Source organism: Vaginella massiliensis (assembly GCF_900089075.1).
Taxonomy (GTDB): Bacteria; Bacteroidota; Bacteroidia; order Flavobacteriales; family Weeksellaceae; genus Weeksella; species Weeksella massiliensis_A.
The window spans coordinates 219,765-235,117 of the sequence record NZ_LT593746.1; the positions used below are offsets into that span (position 1 = coordinate 219,765).

The 15,353-nt window shown below is 34.6% G+C and carries 17 protein-coding genes; 2 read left to right on the forward strand and 15 right to left on the reverse strand.

Annotated elements, in window-relative coordinates:
- Positions 1-118 precede the first annotated feature (118 nt).
- The 10 genes from BN8061_RS12110 to BN8061_RS02290 are packed head-to-tail and all read right to left on the reverse strand — an operon-like array spanning position 119 to position 8,851.
- On the reverse strand, positions 119-532 hold the full coding sequence (locus BN8061_RS12110) for a hypothetical protein (protein ID WP_235802666.1): 414 nt from the start codon (positions 530-532) through the stop codon (positions 119-121).
- A 24-nt stretch (positions 533-556) separates the two neighbouring features.
- Positions 557-1,048, reverse strand: coding sequence for an SGNH/GDSL hydrolase family protein (locus tag BN8061_RS12115; protein ID WP_235802667.1), 492 nt, complete (start codon positions 1,046-1,048; stop codon positions 557-559).
- A gap of 3 nt (positions 1,049-1,051) precedes the next feature.
- Entirely contained in the window at positions 1,052-2,497 is a 1,446-nt protein-coding gene (locus BN8061_RS02255; RefSeq protein ID WP_068596117.1) for an MBOAT family O-acyltransferase, read from the reverse strand.
- Positions 2,498-2,510: 13 nt separating this feature from the next.
- Positions 2,511-3,434: a glycosyltransferase family A protein gene (locus tag BN8061_RS02260; RefSeq protein WP_068596119.1), complete on the reverse strand. Its 924-nt coding sequence runs from the start codon at positions 3,432-3,434 to the stop codon at positions 2,511-2,513.
- A complete protein-coding gene (locus tag BN8061_RS02265; protein WP_068596120.1) occupies positions 3,424-4,599 on the reverse strand; it encodes a glycosyltransferase in 1,176 nt (391 codons plus the stop codon). Before BN8061_RS02265 ends, BN8061_RS02260 begins: the two co-directional genes overlap by 11 nt.
- Complete coding sequence (locus BN8061_RS02270; protein ID WP_068596122.1) at positions 4,592-5,620, reverse strand: glycosyltransferase; 1,029 nt, start codon at positions 5,618-5,620, stop codon at positions 4,592-4,594. The genes BN8061_RS02265 and BN8061_RS02270 overlap by 8 nt, the downstream gene beginning before the upstream one ends.
- On the reverse strand, positions 5,617-6,423 hold the full coding sequence (locus BN8061_RS02275) for a glycosyltransferase family 2 protein (protein ID WP_068596124.1): 807 nt from the start codon (positions 6,421-6,423) through the stop codon (positions 5,617-5,619). The genes BN8061_RS02270 and BN8061_RS02275 overlap by 4 nt, the downstream gene beginning before the upstream one ends.
- 5 nt (positions 6,424-6,428) lie before the next feature.
- Positions 6,429-7,280 (reverse strand): glycosyltransferase family 32 protein, encoded by an 852-nt coding sequence (locus BN8061_RS02280; RefSeq protein WP_068596125.1) that lies wholly within the window; start codon positions 7,278-7,280, stop codon positions 6,429-6,431.
- 21 nt (positions 7,281-7,301) lie between these two features.
- On the reverse strand, positions 7,302-8,276 hold the full coding sequence (locus tag BN8061_RS02285; RefSeq protein WP_068596127.1) for a hypothetical protein: 975 nt from the start codon (positions 8,274-8,276) through the stop codon (positions 7,302-7,304).
- Positions 8,277-8,296: 20 nt separating this feature from the next.
- The gene (locus BN8061_RS02290; protein WP_068596128.1) at positions 8,297-8,851 is read right to left on the reverse strand and encodes an acyltransferase; all 555 of its coding nucleotides are present in this window, start codon (positions 8,849-8,851) and stop codon (positions 8,297-8,299) included.
- A gap of 79 nt (positions 8,852-8,930) precedes the next feature.
- Here BN8061_RS02290 and BN8061_RS02295 point away from each other — a divergent pair, with 79 nt between their 5' ends.
- Positions 8,931-9,701: a class I SAM-dependent methyltransferase gene (locus tag BN8061_RS02295; RefSeq protein WP_068596129.1), complete on the forward strand. Its 771-nt coding sequence runs from the start codon at positions 8,931-8,933 to the stop codon at positions 9,699-9,701.
- A gap of 339 nt (positions 9,702-10,040) precedes the next feature.
- On the opposite strand, the gene BN8061_RS02300 is transcribed toward BN8061_RS02295, so the two are convergent.
- Positions 10,041-10,949, reverse strand: coding sequence for an IS1595-like element ISBbi1 family transposase (locus tag BN8061_RS02300; RefSeq protein ID WP_005807145.1), 909 nt, complete (start codon positions 10,947-10,949; stop codon positions 10,041-10,043).
- 224 nt (positions 10,950-11,173) lie between these two features.
- Here BN8061_RS02300 and BN8061_RS02305 point away from each other — a divergent pair, with 224 nt between their 5' ends.
- Complete coding sequence (locus BN8061_RS02305) at positions 11,174-12,175, forward strand: glycosyltransferase family 2 protein (RefSeq protein ID WP_068596131.1); 1,002 nt, start codon at positions 11,174-11,176, stop codon at positions 12,173-12,175.
- A gap of 16 nt (positions 12,176-12,191) precedes the next feature.
- Here BN8061_RS02305 and BN8061_RS02310 read toward each other — a convergent pair whose 3' ends face one another.
- Genes BN8061_RS02310 through BN8061_RS02325 form a run of 4 tightly spaced genes read right to left on the reverse strand, consistent with a single transcriptional unit; the run spans position 12,192 to position 15,352 of the window.
- Entirely contained in the window at positions 12,192-12,863 is a 672-nt protein-coding gene (locus tag BN8061_RS02310; RefSeq protein WP_068596132.1) for an NAD-dependent epimerase/dehydratase family protein, read from the reverse strand.
- A complete protein-coding gene (locus BN8061_RS02315; RefSeq protein ID WP_094745827.1) occupies positions 12,860-13,198 on the reverse strand; it encodes a UDP-N-acetylglucosamine 2-epimerase in 339 nt (112 codons plus the stop codon). The genes BN8061_RS02310 and BN8061_RS02315 overlap by 4 nt, the downstream gene beginning before the upstream one ends.
- The gene (locus BN8061_RS02320; protein ID WP_068596136.1) at positions 13,153-13,539 is read right to left on the reverse strand and encodes a hypothetical protein; all 387 of its coding nucleotides are present in this window, start codon (positions 13,537-13,539) and stop codon (positions 13,153-13,155) included. Before BN8061_RS02320 ends, BN8061_RS02315 begins: the two co-directional genes overlap by 46 nt.
- Positions 13,540-13,567: 28 nt before the next feature.
- Positions 13,568-15,352 (reverse strand): ABC transporter ATP-binding protein, encoded by a 1,785-nt coding sequence (locus BN8061_RS02325; RefSeq protein ID WP_068596138.1) that lies wholly within the window; start codon positions 15,350-15,352, stop codon positions 13,568-13,570.
- Position 15,353: the final 1 nt, after the last annotated feature.

The window sequence follows — 15,353 nt, forward strand, 5'->3', positions numbered from 1 at the left end:
CAAAATTACACGAGCTGTTGAATCTATAACACCCTATCTATCAACCTACAAATGATTTTACAGCTTGTTTTATATTGGTTTTGATGTTGTTTTATTTTCACAGCAATACCCAACTTATTTACAATAAATTCTGATTTTTGATATAGTCTATAAAAATTTCATTAAACTTTTCAACTGCCTGTTGATTCAGATGATTCGAATCATAGAAGTCGAGCGTATCATTCAAATCTATAAGCTTCTGAAAGTTTTTGTATCTCCCATAAGTGTTTAATATCGAATCGACCTCATCAGAATTTGTTCTTGAGTTGTAGAGTCGATTCGTAATTGGAGCTTGAATAATGATGTATGGAATATTTTTATTCTTTAAAAACCTTACGTTTTTTTCGAGGTATTGAAGTTGAATTGGATTTATATACCATGCTCTACTCTTTTCTTCCATCATAGGATTTTTACGAAACGCGGTTTCGACAAAACCTCCCCAAATATAGCGATCATCATGTCGTAAGAACTCCTCATTAAAGGCGTCGCTCAATCCTACGACCTGTCTAAAACTCCCCTAAATGGTAGAATTAAGAACACTAATATTTTTTATTACTGCGAGAGTTCTAATATAATTCAAATCAATTTTATTGTTGGCCGCCAGATCAAGCGCAGATTCAACTCCATCTAATTCTAATGCGCCGTCATAAGATTCGAGCACAACCAATTTTGGGTTTAACTGATCGAGGTACTGATTCAATAATACATTTGCTTGTATACGAGTTTGAGCACTTGAACCAAGATTGAACATTTGCAATCCATGTTTCTCAAAAACTCTTGTATCAAATCCGCGATAAGCATGAGAAGATCCTAAAATCAACAAATCGATATCTTTATAATTTGGAATTTCTTTGACACGTGTATTCAGATGTCCATAACAACCTATACAGTTTCTTACATTTTTCGCCATGAAACTAGGCATCATCCAACTCCACAAACATAAAACCACTATATAAAACAATATAGCAAATAGTGTAAATTTGATGAGGTTCTGAATAAACTTTTTCATGATTTAAAATTGAAAATAGATAAACGGACTTTCATTTGTTTGCATAAACAAACCAATGATAAGAATGATAAACGCATAAAAACACCATCTTACCAAGCGTGGTTTATTCGAAAATATTTTCTCGATTCCATAGTTATTCTCTCTTCCAAACCATTCTACAATCATAAGAAATGCTATCAAAACAAGCGTTGCTACAGCGGCTTTATTTAAACTTGGGAAGCTAAACAAGGTAGACGAAAACATATGCTGTATGTATTCTAAGGCATGTGTTACATTCTCTGCTCTAAAAAAAATCCACGCCAAAACTGCTAGATGAAATGTTACGAGCATCTGAAAAGTTTCTTTTAAACTAGGCAAAACTTTAGCTTTTGCCACAATATCCATATTATTTCGGTTGGTTTTCATGATAATAGAAGGCATGATAAAAAGAGCATTTAATCCACCCCAAACGATGAATGTCCAATTGGCGCCATGCCAGAAACCACTGACCAAAAAGATGATAAACGTATTTCGGATTCGCATCCAGTTTCCGCCTTTGCTTCCACCAAGTGGTATGTACAAATAATCTTTGAACCAGGACGAAAGTGAGATGTGCCATCTGCGCCAGAATTCTGCTATATCTCGTGAGAAATAGGGAAAATTAAAGTTTTTCAAAAGATCAAATCCCAGCATTCGCGCCGTTCCCAAAGCGATATCTGAATACCCGGAAAAATCACCGTATATCTGGAAGGTAAAAAACAGTGCACCCAAAAACAATTCGCTTCCGGAAGCAGTTTCATAATTTGCAAAAATTTGATTGGCATAAATAGCCGAATTATCGGCAATCACCATCTTCTTAAACAACCCCCAAAGGATTTGTCGCATACCGTCGGTCGCTCTTTCATAAGTAAATTTTCGAGCTTTCTGGATTTGAGGAAGAAGGTGGGTCGCTCTTTCGATGGGTCCTGCCACCAACAACGGAAAGAAACTCACAAAAAGTGTGTAATCGATCACATTTCGAGTGGGTTTTATTTTATCATTATAAATATCAAAAACATAAGATAATCCGTGGAATGTATAGAAAGATATTCCGACAGGTAAAATGATGTTCAAGGTTGTAAAATGCGGCTGAAATCCGATGGATATTAATAATTCGGCAAAGGAATCAATAAAGAAATTATAGTATTTGAAAAAGCCGAGAAAACCGAGATTTAAACCGACACTTAAAATCAGCCAAAACTTCTTCCGGGCTTTGTTTTCTGCTTCATGAATTTTAATTCCGGAATAGTAATCCAAAGCTGTAGAGAAAGCCAGCAAAAACACAAATCGCCAATCCCAACAACCGTAAAAGTAATAACTTGCAACAAGTAAGAGCAGGTTTTGCCATTTATAATTTTTCTTGTTCATTGCCCAATAGACAATGAAAACGATGGGGAAAAATATTGCAAAACTTAATGAGTTGAAAAGCATACAAGATAAATACTTATGATTTTATGCTTAAATATAGAAAACTTAAAGGCAGTGTGAATATACTGAGAATTTTGAATAACGGATGTTTCAGCTCACCTTGAATAGTTGATAATGTATTATTACTCTTTAATGCAAAAACCTGATATCCAATCAGATTTCTGAATAGAGCCTTCGGATAAGCCAATAACTTCAATCCGTAACTGTTGAGAAATGACAAATGGCCTTCTTTCAATCCATAAACATTTTTACCCGTCCACCGAGTGTTGGAAACTGAAGCTTCATCGTTTTCATCCTTTAGGTAATAGCGAACAATTTTATTGATAAACCGTGTCTTAAACCCTTTGGAATCGTATTCATTAAAAAGCACAGATTGTGGTATATAGCCTTTGTCGGTATATTTAGAAAAATCCTTCCCTTCGATTAGTTTTTGATAAGTTTTCGAAATAAAAATTCCATTTTTATCGCCTCTTACCTTGTATTTGTACCGCATATCGAAGATACTCCCATCGAAACCATCATTCGGGTATTGATCTCCGACAATATTTCCCTGCTCATCTACAGATAATCCCATGACCGCAACAAAATCTTGCTGATTTTCTATTTTTTCGGCTTCGGTGAATAAGATTTCTAATGAATCTGGCGGATATTTATCATCAGAATCGAAAACCATGTGGTATTTTGTATCAACTTTTCTGATTCCCTCCAAAACGGTGAGAAACTTATGCTGATTCGGATGGTAATAGTAGGCTATAGGGAAAAATGCCTCTTGCTTGAAAGCCTCGACCACCTCTTTTGTGTTGTCTGTCGAACCATCGTCCATGATGATCCATTGGAAAGCTTTGAAGGTTTGCGACTGCAATGAATCAAAAACCCGATGCAAAGTAGCTGCCCGATTGTATGTTGGCGTGATGATGGTAATTTCTGGTTTATTTTCCATTTTTCAGTTGGTATTGGTTTTCGAACACCGCGATTACTTCATTATAAATTTTTTGAGCATCGAATTTTTCGGATGCATTTTCTGCTCCTTTTTTCAAGCGTTCGACTAAAGTTGGCTCGGTTAAGAATCGTTTCATGACGTTGTAAATCTCATCTTCATCAAAATTTACCAACAAACCATCTTCATCATGCGAAATCATTTCTGGTATTCCTCCAACATTGGTACTGATGATGGGTTTGCCCAAACCCAAAACTTCTCCTACTATCAAAGGATAGGACTCGGACCGTGAAGGTAAAATAAAAAAATCTGAGGCTGCAATATACGGATATGGATTCACTTGGGTGTCCAACATCTTGAAGGTTTGCTCTACTTGCGCTTCTCTTATTTGTTTTTTCAGATTATCCATTTCATTTCCGCCTCCGATTACCGCTATCGAATGAGGAAATCCATCATCTAAAAGCCTTTTGTGAATTCTAATCAACACATCGTATCCCTTGCGACTATGCAATCTCCCAACCGAAGAAAAAACAGGTCGTAATGGGTAATCTACTTCAAAAAGTTTCGATTTTTCTCTGGCTTCCTGAATATTGATCACGTTATAAATCACCGAGCTTTTGGGGTAACTCACCTTGTATAAATCTTTTATAACTTGTCTAGTCTGAGCAGAACCAAAAATCATCCAATCAAATCTTTTCATCAATTCGATTCTCTTGTTCACTCTAGCTTGATTGTTGTCGTAACTCACATCGGAATGAAACCAACCGATTTTTCGTGATTTTTTGTTAGGCGAATTCAAAACCCATTCAAATTCAGCATAGCCGGGCGCTACTTCAATATCGAATTCATCTTTTACTTTTAGCTTGTACAAAACAGCTGGAAATTTATCATAAAATGCTAATTTCAAACGCCGTAAAGCAAGCTGAACTTTCTGAATCAAAGGATTTTGACTGAAATCTTCTTTTCCTTTGGCAAGTGTAATGAGCCGAATGTCTTTCGGGATTTCGGATCGGAGTTCGCCTTGGTAAAGATTAAGCATCAAGGTCAAATCGAATTTATCCTTAGGTAAATTCCTTAACAAATCAAGCACCACACGCGGCACACCGCCCATTTCTAAGGAGCGTAATCGAAAAAGTACTTTTATCTTAGGTTGTTTCATATTAATCATCTACTGCTGCACCTAAATTACGATATTGTTCTTTAAACTTATCGGCCCATTTCTTCCATTCTGAATATTGGGCATCGGGATGGTTTACTTTTTCTAAAAAAGTCTGAATGTATTCATCCGAAAAATCTTTAGGATAATTTTCCATCGCATCGAATTCGCCTTCAAACCAAGCTTCGTTCAAAATATAATTCATACGATTAACGTCTAAATGATACCCGTATTCATGATAAGAACCAGTAGCCGAAGATTTGAAAGTGGTTTTTAAATATTCTTGATGGGTACGCGCAAAGATGGAGCTTTTATTTTGGTGATACCAAACCGCTGCATTACGCAATTGTTGCTTCTCATCCACTCTTCCTTTTGCGTCTTTCCAAATGGCCAACCAATAATCTTTTCGATACAAACCCATCAAAATCGAATTAATCGCCCAATATTTTCTTTTGGTGGTATTATCTACTAATTTTAATTTATACAGCATTGTAAAAAACTTGTATTTATTGTACATGAACAAATCCATGATCAACTTATTCGATGTAAATAATTTTTGGGGTTGCGCTTTGGTGACAAAGTGATTTAATTTTTCCAGTTGCAAATATTGATCATCGGCATAATTTCCAAGCCATCCTAATTTTAACAAAGGAATATTGAACTCCTTCATATTCTTTACCAGCTCATCCAAATTCACCGAAGCTGTAAACCAAACGTCGTCCTCGATTACCAATACATAATCCGCTGCATTAGAAACCGTTTGGTACCATAAATCCGTCGGAATCTGAAATCCATCGATTTCAGTACCTTTTTCCAAGTTTTCTTCAATAGCCTTCACTTTTCCATCGTACTGTGAAGACTTCAGAAATTTGATTTGTGGATAAGTAATATGCAATTTATTCAAGTATTTTTCAGGCGTTCCATCGTCCAAAACCTTGATTTCGTAAACTCCTTCTACATTTTGTAAAATAGATTTTAAACAACGATCCAAGTAATGAGGACGATTAAACGATTTAATTACAATACTAATCATCTTAATTTTCTCATCATTTTTTTGAAAAATGTGTTTTCCTTCGCATAAATATAGCGAGGTAAATTATCGATTTCATTTATGGGCTTGCCATACAGCATATTTATTTTTCTTCTTTTACATGTATCCAAAAGCACCTGATGCCAATTTGAATTGAGTTTTGATTTCTTCGATTTATCTTGAGAAACACCTTTGTCATGAATACGATACAAATATTGAAATGTGTCGATGAAATAGAAATCACCTTTTTCATACAACTTCAAATACAAATCTTGATCAACCGCCGATGTTAGGGAGGAATTAATCCCTTCGGTTAACTCATAAATATCTTTTCGAAATGTAAAAAAATGTGCTACTTCAAAGTTAATATTAAAGAAATATTTCTGATTATTTTTGATCTTTTGAGTAAAAGTGAAATCTCCTATTTCAGTTGATTCTTCATTGATCAGCTTTATTTTTGAATAGGTAGCAATAGTCTTTTCGTTATCATACATAGCTACAGCCTCTTCTATTGCTTGAGGAAGTAATTGATCATCGGGGTCTAAAAACCCACAGATTTCACCTTTTGCAAGCTCAACACATCTTCGTTTGGTAAAACCTACTTTTTTATTTTCTTCGTTCTGTACCAAATGAATACGAGAATCTTTTTGAGCCAATGCTAACAATTTTTCATAAGAGCCATCTGTCGAATAATCATCAACAATTACAATTTCAAAATCTTGAAAGCTTTGCTCATTGATCGAAGCATAACACCTTTCAAAATAATTCCAATTATTATAGTGTGCAATAAGAATAGAATAGACCATTTTAATTATTGGTAATTTATTAATATCGGTAACACATTATTGTCATGTATAATATGATGTCTGTATTTTAAACATAACAGAGCCCAAATTTGCGATAGTATATGTAATAATTTAATTGGATATCCTTCATTCCTACCTTTAATATCTCCTGGATTAGCTTTTAAAGCTTTTTCATAATAATCCATCCTTCTTAATAACTCTAAATACCATTGGGTAGTAAATGGAGTATTTGATTTACAAATAAAACCACCTGTTCCAACACAATGCCTGTAATAATAGTATAAATCTTTATCAATAATTCCTTGCCCACGTCCCATTCCTCTTCCATGTAGTTCTGTATATCCTAATACCCATTTATCTGAGTATTTATCAATTTTATTAAAAGATTCTACCCAACTATTTTCATTAAATTTAATATCTTGATATCCACCCCCATGAAAATGCATAAAATAACATCGTAAATAATCAGACTTATGCACTAATGATAAATAATCGTATGCTGGATGAAGAGGATGTTCTGGTAATATATATTCATGTAGATTTTTAGGAGTAATAAGTTTAACCTCTACACCAGAATTATCTATAAGTGATTGATAACCTCTTTTGCGATTTTCGGACATCTCGTTATCACCAGTCCAAAAACAATATATTACCCGATCAACTTTTGATTCTATACCAGGAAAAGGTTCGTAATCATTTTGTAAAAATAAACCTGGATATCTTTCTTTATTATATTTATATTTAAAGATTTCTTGTCTTTTAATACGCCAATTTTCTCTTAATTGATATAAAAATTGATATGTTTTAGCAAAATTATTTTTTGCTATATAACTTAATTTATTTCTTAAATATCCCATTTTATTATAAAACTATATAGTTTACCAATAACATCCATTTTCAACTTTATTAAATCCTTTTGGTTTTTCGTCCGCAAAAACCCATCCATTACCTCTTAAAGAAGTATAATGTGTCCATTCTTCCCAGCGCTTTCCTTTTATTCCAAATAATAATTGGGTTACCCCCCCTAAATGAATTGCTTGTTTTCCTAACTTTTTTATATAGCTTGCCAAAGGTAGCCCATAGGCTCCACAACCTAATATTGCCACATCAAAATCAACTTCATCTATTTGTTTTTTCATATCATCTAGAGCATCAAACCAAGTCACATAATTAGTTTTTTCGTCTGCTATAGACTGAACGGCTTTAATTGTTAATAAATCAAACTGAGGTAAAACATCTTGATCTAAATAAATATTAGATCTATTTTTATATTGTGCTTTAATCGTTTCTTCAAAAGGATGAATTACCAAAACTTTTTTTCCTTTTAATGCGTTTGACCAAGGATTAGAAAAAAACCAAGGTTCTAATTCTCTAATATTACATAATTGTACATCATGAGGTATAGTAGGTATATATAACTCCAATTCATTCCAAACGCCTAATACATCCAATTCTTTTGCTGACTCTAAATACATCTCTACAAAACGAGGAAGTAATGTCTTATCATTAGGAAAGAAGCCAGATAGTTTACATAAATTATCTAAGTATTTTGAAGAATCATTCCAATTGATTCCTATTTCACCTACTAAATATTTGTAAATTCCAACAACATCATTTGGTATTTTATCAATTAATAATTTATTTACAATTGCTCTCGATTCTGTACTACCAAATCGCGCAACCATCATAGGTTTACCTTCTATAATTTTTTGAAAAAGTAGATCATTCGTTTCTCTATTTTTACTTTCAATCTTAAAATGTTGATAATATTTATTTTTTCTTAAAAAAAAGGGTCTTGTTCTGTTACCAATTCTATATAAATAATGGAAATTATTTTCAGTTATCAAATTCATATTTATAATCTATAAAATCATTAAAGAGATATTATTTTATGTTCTTGTTTATTAACTATGACCGAATTCGCCGGAACATCTTTGTGAATCACACATCCGGCTCCTATGACGACATTATCTCCAATGGTGACACCTTTCAGAACGGTTACGTTGGTAGCAAGCCAAACATTATTACCTATTTTTACAGGCGAAGTAGAGAATTCATAATGATTGGTTTTAATTACTCCATTAAAAATATCAATTTTGTGGTTGTTGTCATAAATTTTTACATTTTCACCAAAAAGGCAGTTTTCCCCAATAGAAATTGACTCTAAAGCGACAATAGAGGTATATTTGTTGAAGAATGTTTTTTCGCCGATTTCTAATTTAGCGTTATTCCCAACAGTAATATTAACTTCGGAATTAAGTTTTACGTCGTCGCCTATTGTAATTTTTTCTGCATTTTGGTTAAGCTCGAAATAATGAATATCGCCTAAACGCAAGTTTTTCCCAATAAAAGATTTTGGGTGATTTAAAAGTGGAGCTGTATAGTAAATTTTTAATAATTTCCTTAAGATATTGACAAAAAAAATCATCCTTTAAATAGAGCTTATAATATTTACAAATATAGATGTTTCGCCATAAATTGCATATTTTTACACAAAATATAATCTTATGGGAGAAATATCTCGTGTTGGTAAAACGTTCATTGCCTATCTGAAAAGACCTTCCCTGTATCCCGAATTGGGCCGAAAAATTGTTAAAATTCTTTTTAACAGGAAAGCTTCATTCAAAGGGAAGGAAAAAACGCTGGATTGGGCTTCTAAAATTGCCATTTCAGAAGCTGAAGCAGTAGAAAAACTTTTTGGTAAAAAAATGCAGAATTTTTCTGAAATTTTTCCCTCTGATTTTGTAAATGCAACCGCAAAACAAAACGCCTGCCCGATAAAAATGGGTGGTGCAGGTGCTTTGGGACTCATCTATGAAGCCTGCGAATTTACCAAAGCCAAAAATGTTTTGGAAACCGGAGTTGCTTACGGCTGGTCGTCTCTTTCTGCTTTGAAATCGCTTGAAAAAAGAGGGGGTACACTCTACAGCAGCGATATGCCTTATCTAAGTCAGGATGGCGATCAATTCGTCGGATGTGTGGTTCCAGAAAATCTGAAGAAAAACTGGAAACTCTACCGTTTTGCTGACCGCGAATCTCTACCTAAAATCTTCAGTGAACAGCAAGAATTTGATGTGGTGCATTACGATTCTGACAAGGCGTACAGTGGCATGTCTTGGGCATACTCACAGCTTTACCCGCGCCTCAGAATGGGCGGTGTTTTTATCAGTGATGACATCAATGACAATTCAGCATTTCAGGATTTTTGTGAAAAGAACAACATCCAGCCTACGGTTGTGGATTATGAAGGCAAATACATCGGGATTTTCATCAAATAAATAGATTCCTTAGTTAGCATTTCCGTTCCAGTTTACAAATGTGAAGAGTTTCTAGAATAATGTCGGGATTCTGTAAGGTTCAGAAACTTTTGAAAATCTGGAAATTATTTTGGTGAATGATAGTTGCTTTTGTTGTAATGTTATTCGAATGGTTGATCGAGACATTCTTGCCTATTCTAAAAGTTGTCGTTGGCGAAGTGTTCAACAAATTGTTAAACCCTAAAATAAAATCATTCGATATCTTACTGCTTTGTGAAGAAAACAAACTTCTTTGATAAGGAACAACAAAAAAGTTAATTGCATTTTTCAATTTGAAAAATATCTTTTCTGATTATCCGTTTATGCACCTGTTATATTCGCAATTACTAGTCTGTCAAAGAGTTTGTCTCCAAAATACCGTCTGTTTAATTTGTAAATAAACTCGTTGAGATACAACTGTAAGTATTTCCTTTTGATTTTATGGTAGTTGCCCAGCAATGTCCGTTTTGCATTACTGATTGCGATATGCACCCATTTGAGTGTTTCCTTGGTGGTTTTGGCGTCTGATTTCTCGGTGACGTGCAATTCCACCAGATCGGAGATGTCAACGTAAGAAGTGCTTTTGTCCGAAAATACGATGGCATCATCCTCCATGCAGTCCCTGACCACGCCGTTGATTCCTTCACTTTGATGGCTATCCAGTACCCTGGCCTTGAAATAACGCACATGCTTCTCCTTTTTGCCCGTTTCGATATCTTCCAACGGGGTGCTTTCGGCCATCACCGCAACGTTCTGCTTTCCCTCGGCTCCCCGGCCACGTGTACCCTTGCCTCGCTCGATTTCCTTACTGGCCACCGAAAAGTAACCCTCATCCAGTTCTATCATCCCTTCCAGTGTATACCTTGCATCCCGGTTGCCCATCGCCCTGCGGAGTTTGTGTACCATCGCCCATACCGGTTCGTAACGCTTCAATCCTAATTGCTTCTGGAGTTCGTTGGTGGAGAATCCCTTTTTTGTGCAACTCATCAGGAACATCGTTTTGTACCACACCAGAAACGGCAGCTTGGAGCTCTCCATGATCGTACCGCTGCGCAACGAGGTGCGGAAACGGCAACCTTTGCATTCATAACTCCATTTACCCTGTAACCAATAATGGGAAGTGCCCCCGCATCGCTTGCAGACAACCCCTTCCTTATCACGCTGCTCCTTGAAATGCAAACGACAATCTTCCTCCGAACCGAAATGAGCCGTAAAACTGAATATGTTCATAATCCCTGCTTTTTGAGCGCTAATATACTAAAAATATTAGGTGTGTTTGCGGAGAATCAGAATATCTTTCTCAGCAGATTGATCATCCAACATTTTTTTGTCAAGTTTAACAATTTTAAATCTAATATTAGAAATTCATATTTTTATATCATTCGTCCTATAAAATTGAAACATCTAGCCTATTTTTGTACCCTATAAAACAGAACCTTATAAAGATATAAAGCATGCAGCAACCTTTAGTCAGTATCAGCATCCCGGTATACAAATGTGAAGATTTTATTGTGCGATGTATGGAGTCGGTGAAAGCGCAGACCTACCCGAATATCGAAACCATTTTTGTAAACGACGCGACACCCGACAATAGCGTTGCCTTGATTGAAGAATTCATTCAAAAAAACCCTCAACTTTCGATGCGCGTGGTTCATCTTGAAAAAAACCAAGGGCTTTCGGTTGTTCGAAATCGAGGAATTGACGAGTCTTCTGGGAAATATATTTATATGTTGGATAGTGATGATTACATCACCCCTGATTGCATCGAGAAACTGGTGATCAACTCAGAAAAATACAATGTAGAAATATCGGTAGCCGAAACGGTTTGCGAATACGAAGATACTGGTGAACGCGCTTATCTTTTTCGTATCAACAGTATCAATTCTATCGTGATGGAAAACGAAAGAATCTTCAAACGATTTGTTTATGGTGATTGGCCAATCATTGCACCGAATAAATTATATCTAAAAAGCTTTATTACGAAGAACAATTTACGATTTGTCCCGAATCTCTATTCTCAAGATGAGCTTTGGGCTTTTCATTGTGCAGAAAAATTGAATTCGATCAGTTTTATACGTGACACCACTTACATTTACTATTTGCATAGCAAATCTACAATTGCCAATAAAAAGAAAGTAAATTTCGAAAATCATCAAACGATTTTAGAATGGTTTACCAAATCTTATCACGAGAGCAAAAATGCTGAACGCAAAAAGTGGATTCGCAAGAAAATTGTGAATTTCAAAGATTTGACGATGCGCATGCAATATAAATTTATGCGAGATGATGTCGACTATTGGAAACAGAATTACCGCAGAACGCAAAAAGCACCTGGGCTGAAATTATCGGATTATCTGACAAAAGATTTCACCAAAAAAGAAAAGAAAGTCAATATTTTTTATAACCTCCCGGCCGAATTAGGTTTCCGACTTTTCAAGAAAAGGTATGAAGGCTAATTGACCACTGAGTTTTTTAGGTATAATACTTTCTAATTAAATTTTCTAAATAATCGGTTTTGTTGTCGAAATCAAAACGGTAAGCCAACTCGCTGACATCGATGCTGTAATGTTCGCCTTTGGGCACAAGTTGTACATCGGCTTTTGCCTCGAAAACCTTTTCGAAACCTTTGATAATTTCTGGGATACAAAAATTAGCGGTATAGGCAACATTCACAATTTGGTTTTTCTTGTTCTGCTTTATATAAGACAGGGCTATATTTTTCACATCTTCTACGTCTATCAAATTTCGCGTCGCAAACTGATGAATGGTGAGGGGTTCTTGATTGCTGAATTGCCGATAGAGATAATTCATCAGAAGATTCGGATTTCCACCTTTTCCTACGGCATTGCTCACGCGCAAAATCAGGTAGTGGCTGGCTTTTTCTTTGATGATTTCTTCCATATGCAATTTATGCAACACATAAGGACTATTGTATTTAGAGGAATCGTAAATAGAACACGTGCTGAAATACACGAAAAGAAGTTTTGGAAACTTTTTTAAAGTTTCTTCTATCAAATTTTGCTCTCTCAAGAATTGTTTTGGATCGGCTTCGGAAGAATTCGAAACACCAGACGCAAAAAACAATATATCATCTGAATCGACCTCAATAAATTGACTTGCAATTAAACCTTTTCCTATGATCATTGTATATTGTCTAAAATGATTTTAGATGAATTCCCTTCTCCAAAAGGATTTATAAAAATGTTATGATCGTTTTTCATTTCTTTATAGAATTCTTCTCTTATTTTCTGTTTATTAGCCCCTACTAAGACGCCACATCCGCACTCTAAAACTTCTGGACGTTCTGTTTCATCTCTCAAAATAATAACTTTTTTATGTAAAGTAGGAGCTTCTTCTTGTATTCCGCCAGAATCGGAAATAATCAACAACGATCGAGCCATCAACTTTACAGCCTCTATATAATTCAAGGGTTCTATAAATTGTAAGTTGTCTGGAGAGGATTTAAAATTTTTGAAAATAAATTCTCTTGTCTTAGTTCTGGCTTTATTACAAGTATATAATCAAATGTCTCCGTATTACATTTTTTAAATTCTTTTAATTTTTTAAAATAAAATTTATTATAAAAGTCATTTTCCAGTTTATGAATGTATTGTTTGTTGTGGTTAACAACTCTATTATAGATATTTAAAATCTTGTCGGTAAGATTTTTTCCATAGCTGTATCTAGGTCTTTTAGTAAAATCAATATAAGAAACATGATAACCTAAATTATTCAGCCCATTAACTAAATATTCTAATAAACTACCTTCAATTTTTTTGGTATGTGGATAAAGTACAACTAAAATATTATTTTTATTCAATTTCTCCAGAATTTATAAATTTGCAAATCTACACTTCCTGCAATTCTACCATTTTTTTAAATCGTTCAGATTTCTCGGTTAGTTCCCTAAAACTACCAAAGTTGATAATCTCACCATGATCCATCAGGTAAACAGTGTCTACATTCTTTATGGTGGATAGCCTATGGGCGATAATGACCATCGTCACCTGACCGTGTAGCATATCGATGTTGTCTTTAATGTGCTGCTCCGTTTCAGAATCCAATGCAGATGTTGCCTCATCCATAATGAGGAGCTCCGCATCTTTATATAGTTCTCTCGCTATAGAGATTCTCTGCTTTTGCCCCCCAGATACCAAAATACCATTGTTTCCTAATTTAGCATCTTCGCCCTCTTCCAAAGATGCGAGAAACTTTTTCATAGATACCATTTCCATCGTTTTGTGGAATTTTTCTAAATTCTCTGGCGTTTTTTCCGCCCAGAAGGTCACATTGTTATAGATAGTATCGTCAAAAATTACAGGCTCTTGAGTAATATAACCAACACGCAAGCGAAAAACATCGAGATTGCTATTATATAAATCGGTGCCATCTACCTTCACCATCCCTTGATGGGGAGGTAAGAGTCCACAGATGATATTTGCAAGTGTGGTTTTACCAGCGCCACTTTCTCCGACTAAAGCGATAGATTTTTTTTCTGGAATATAAAGGTTGATATCTTTAAGAACTTGAGTATTGCCAAAGGTAACGCCTACATGATCAAGGTCTATATTGTGGATTTGAGGAATTATATCAGCACCCTGGAATTCTTTATAAGTCTTTAATTCACTTAGTAAGCCTTCTATAGATTCTAAACCAGCAGATGAACCTAAGAAGCTGTTCCAAGAATTTTGCATGGTAGCGAGATGAGCTAATGCTCTATAAAATAATAGTAAACTGACAAGGATAGAACCAAATTCACCCCCCATAATATTTACCTGAATCAAAATAACAATAGCAATAATGATAATAATTAAGGGTTCTCTCAAACTTTCTGAAATAGCACCAACCTTACCTATTTTAAAAGTGTATTCTTCATCTTTCTCAATATTTTTGCGGAGCTTATATTCAAAAGTGCGGAAATAATTAGTAGCTTTTAAGTATTTAAAATGAGAAATAGCCTGAATTAAGTTGCCATTAAAATCGTTCCCTATCAAGGTTTGTTTTCGAGAATACTCTTTGGTGATTTTATTAACATATTTATATATGAAATTGGTAATAGCGCCACCAATACCTACCATTATAGCAAATTGCCAGTTAGACATAAAAGCCAAAACTATATAAGTCAAGACCATTACAACATGTTGCATGGTATTAAAATAGGCTACCATCGAGCCAATCAATCTACTTGTTTCTCCAATCATATTGTTCTGGATTTTACCAACATCTAAGGCGGTAAACCCTGTATATGATAAGTTTCTCAGGCCGTCTACCAATTTTAGACGGATGGTTCGAATGGCTTTTAATCTTATTTTTGTAAAATAAAGAATCCGGATATAATAGAAAATACCTTTTAGTATAAAAAGGCTAATCATCATTATTAAAGCTGTAGTTAAATTTAGCTGTAAACCAATATTTTCAATAAAATCTACTACAAATTTTAATTTCCCCAGAGAGTTATCGCCCGAATCGCTACCAGTGGCTAAACTTAGTAGAGGGATAAACATCGCCAGTCCCAAGCCATCCATTAAACCAACTAAAAAGTTAAGAATAAGGTAACCGTAGATATGAAAGCCAATAATTTTTTTGAAATAATTAAAATAACCTTTTTTAAAAAAATTAAACTTATTCAACATT

Excerpts from the sequence above, each read along its gene's own strand:
- BN8061_RS12115 (WP_235802667.1), bottom strand. The coding sequence starts at position 1,048 with ATGAAAAAGTTTATTCAGAACCTCATCAAATTTACACTATTTGCTATA.
- BN8061_RS02255 (WP_068596117.1), bottom strand. The coding sequence starts at position 2,497 with ATGCTTTTCAACTCATTAAGTTTTGCAATATTTTTCCCCATCGTTTTC.
- BN8061_RS02260 (WP_068596119.1), bottom strand. The coding sequence starts at position 3,434 with ATGGAAAATAAACCAGAAATTACCATCATCACGCCAACATACAATCGG.
- BN8061_RS02265 (WP_068596120.1), bottom strand. The coding sequence starts at position 4,599 with ATGATTAATATGAAACAACCTAAGATAAAAGTACTTTTTCGATTACGC.
- BN8061_RS02270 (WP_068596122.1), bottom strand. The coding sequence starts at position 5,620 with ATGATTAGTATTGTAATTAAATCGTTTAATCGTCCTCATTACTTGGAT.
- BN8061_RS02275 (WP_068596124.1), bottom strand. The coding sequence starts at position 6,423 with ATGGTCTATTCTATTCTTATTGCACACTATAATAATTGGAATTATTTT.
- BN8061_RS02280 (WP_068596125.1), bottom strand. The coding sequence starts at position 7,280 with ATGGGATATTTAAGAAATAAATTAAGTTATATAGCAAAAAATAATTTT.
- BN8061_RS02285 (WP_068596127.1), bottom strand. The coding sequence starts at position 8,276 with ATGAATTTGATAACTGAAAATAATTTCCATTATTTATATAGAATTGGT.
- BN8061_RS02290 (WP_068596128.1), bottom strand. The coding sequence starts at position 8,851 with ATGATTTTTTTTGTCAATATCTTAAGGAAATTATTAAAAATTTACTAT.
- BN8061_RS02295 (WP_068596129.1), top strand. The coding sequence starts at position 8,931 with ATGGGAGAAATATCTCGTGTTGGTAAAACGTTCATTGCCTATCTGAAA.
- BN8061_RS02300 (WP_005807145.1), bottom strand. The coding sequence starts at position 10,949 with ATGAACATATTCAGTTTTACGGCTCATTTCGGTTCGGAGGAAGATTGT.
- BN8061_RS02305 (WP_068596131.1), top strand. The coding sequence starts at position 11,174 with ATGCAGCAACCTTTAGTCAGTATCAGCATCCCGGTATACAAATGTGAA.
- BN8061_RS02310 (WP_068596132.1), bottom strand. The coding sequence starts at position 12,863 with ATGATCATAGGAAAAGGTTTAATTGCAAGTCAATTTATTGAGGTCGAT.
- BN8061_RS02325 (WP_068596138.1), bottom strand. The coding sequence starts at position 15,352 with ATGTTGAATAAGTTTAATTTTTTTAAAAAAGGTTATTTTAATTATTTC.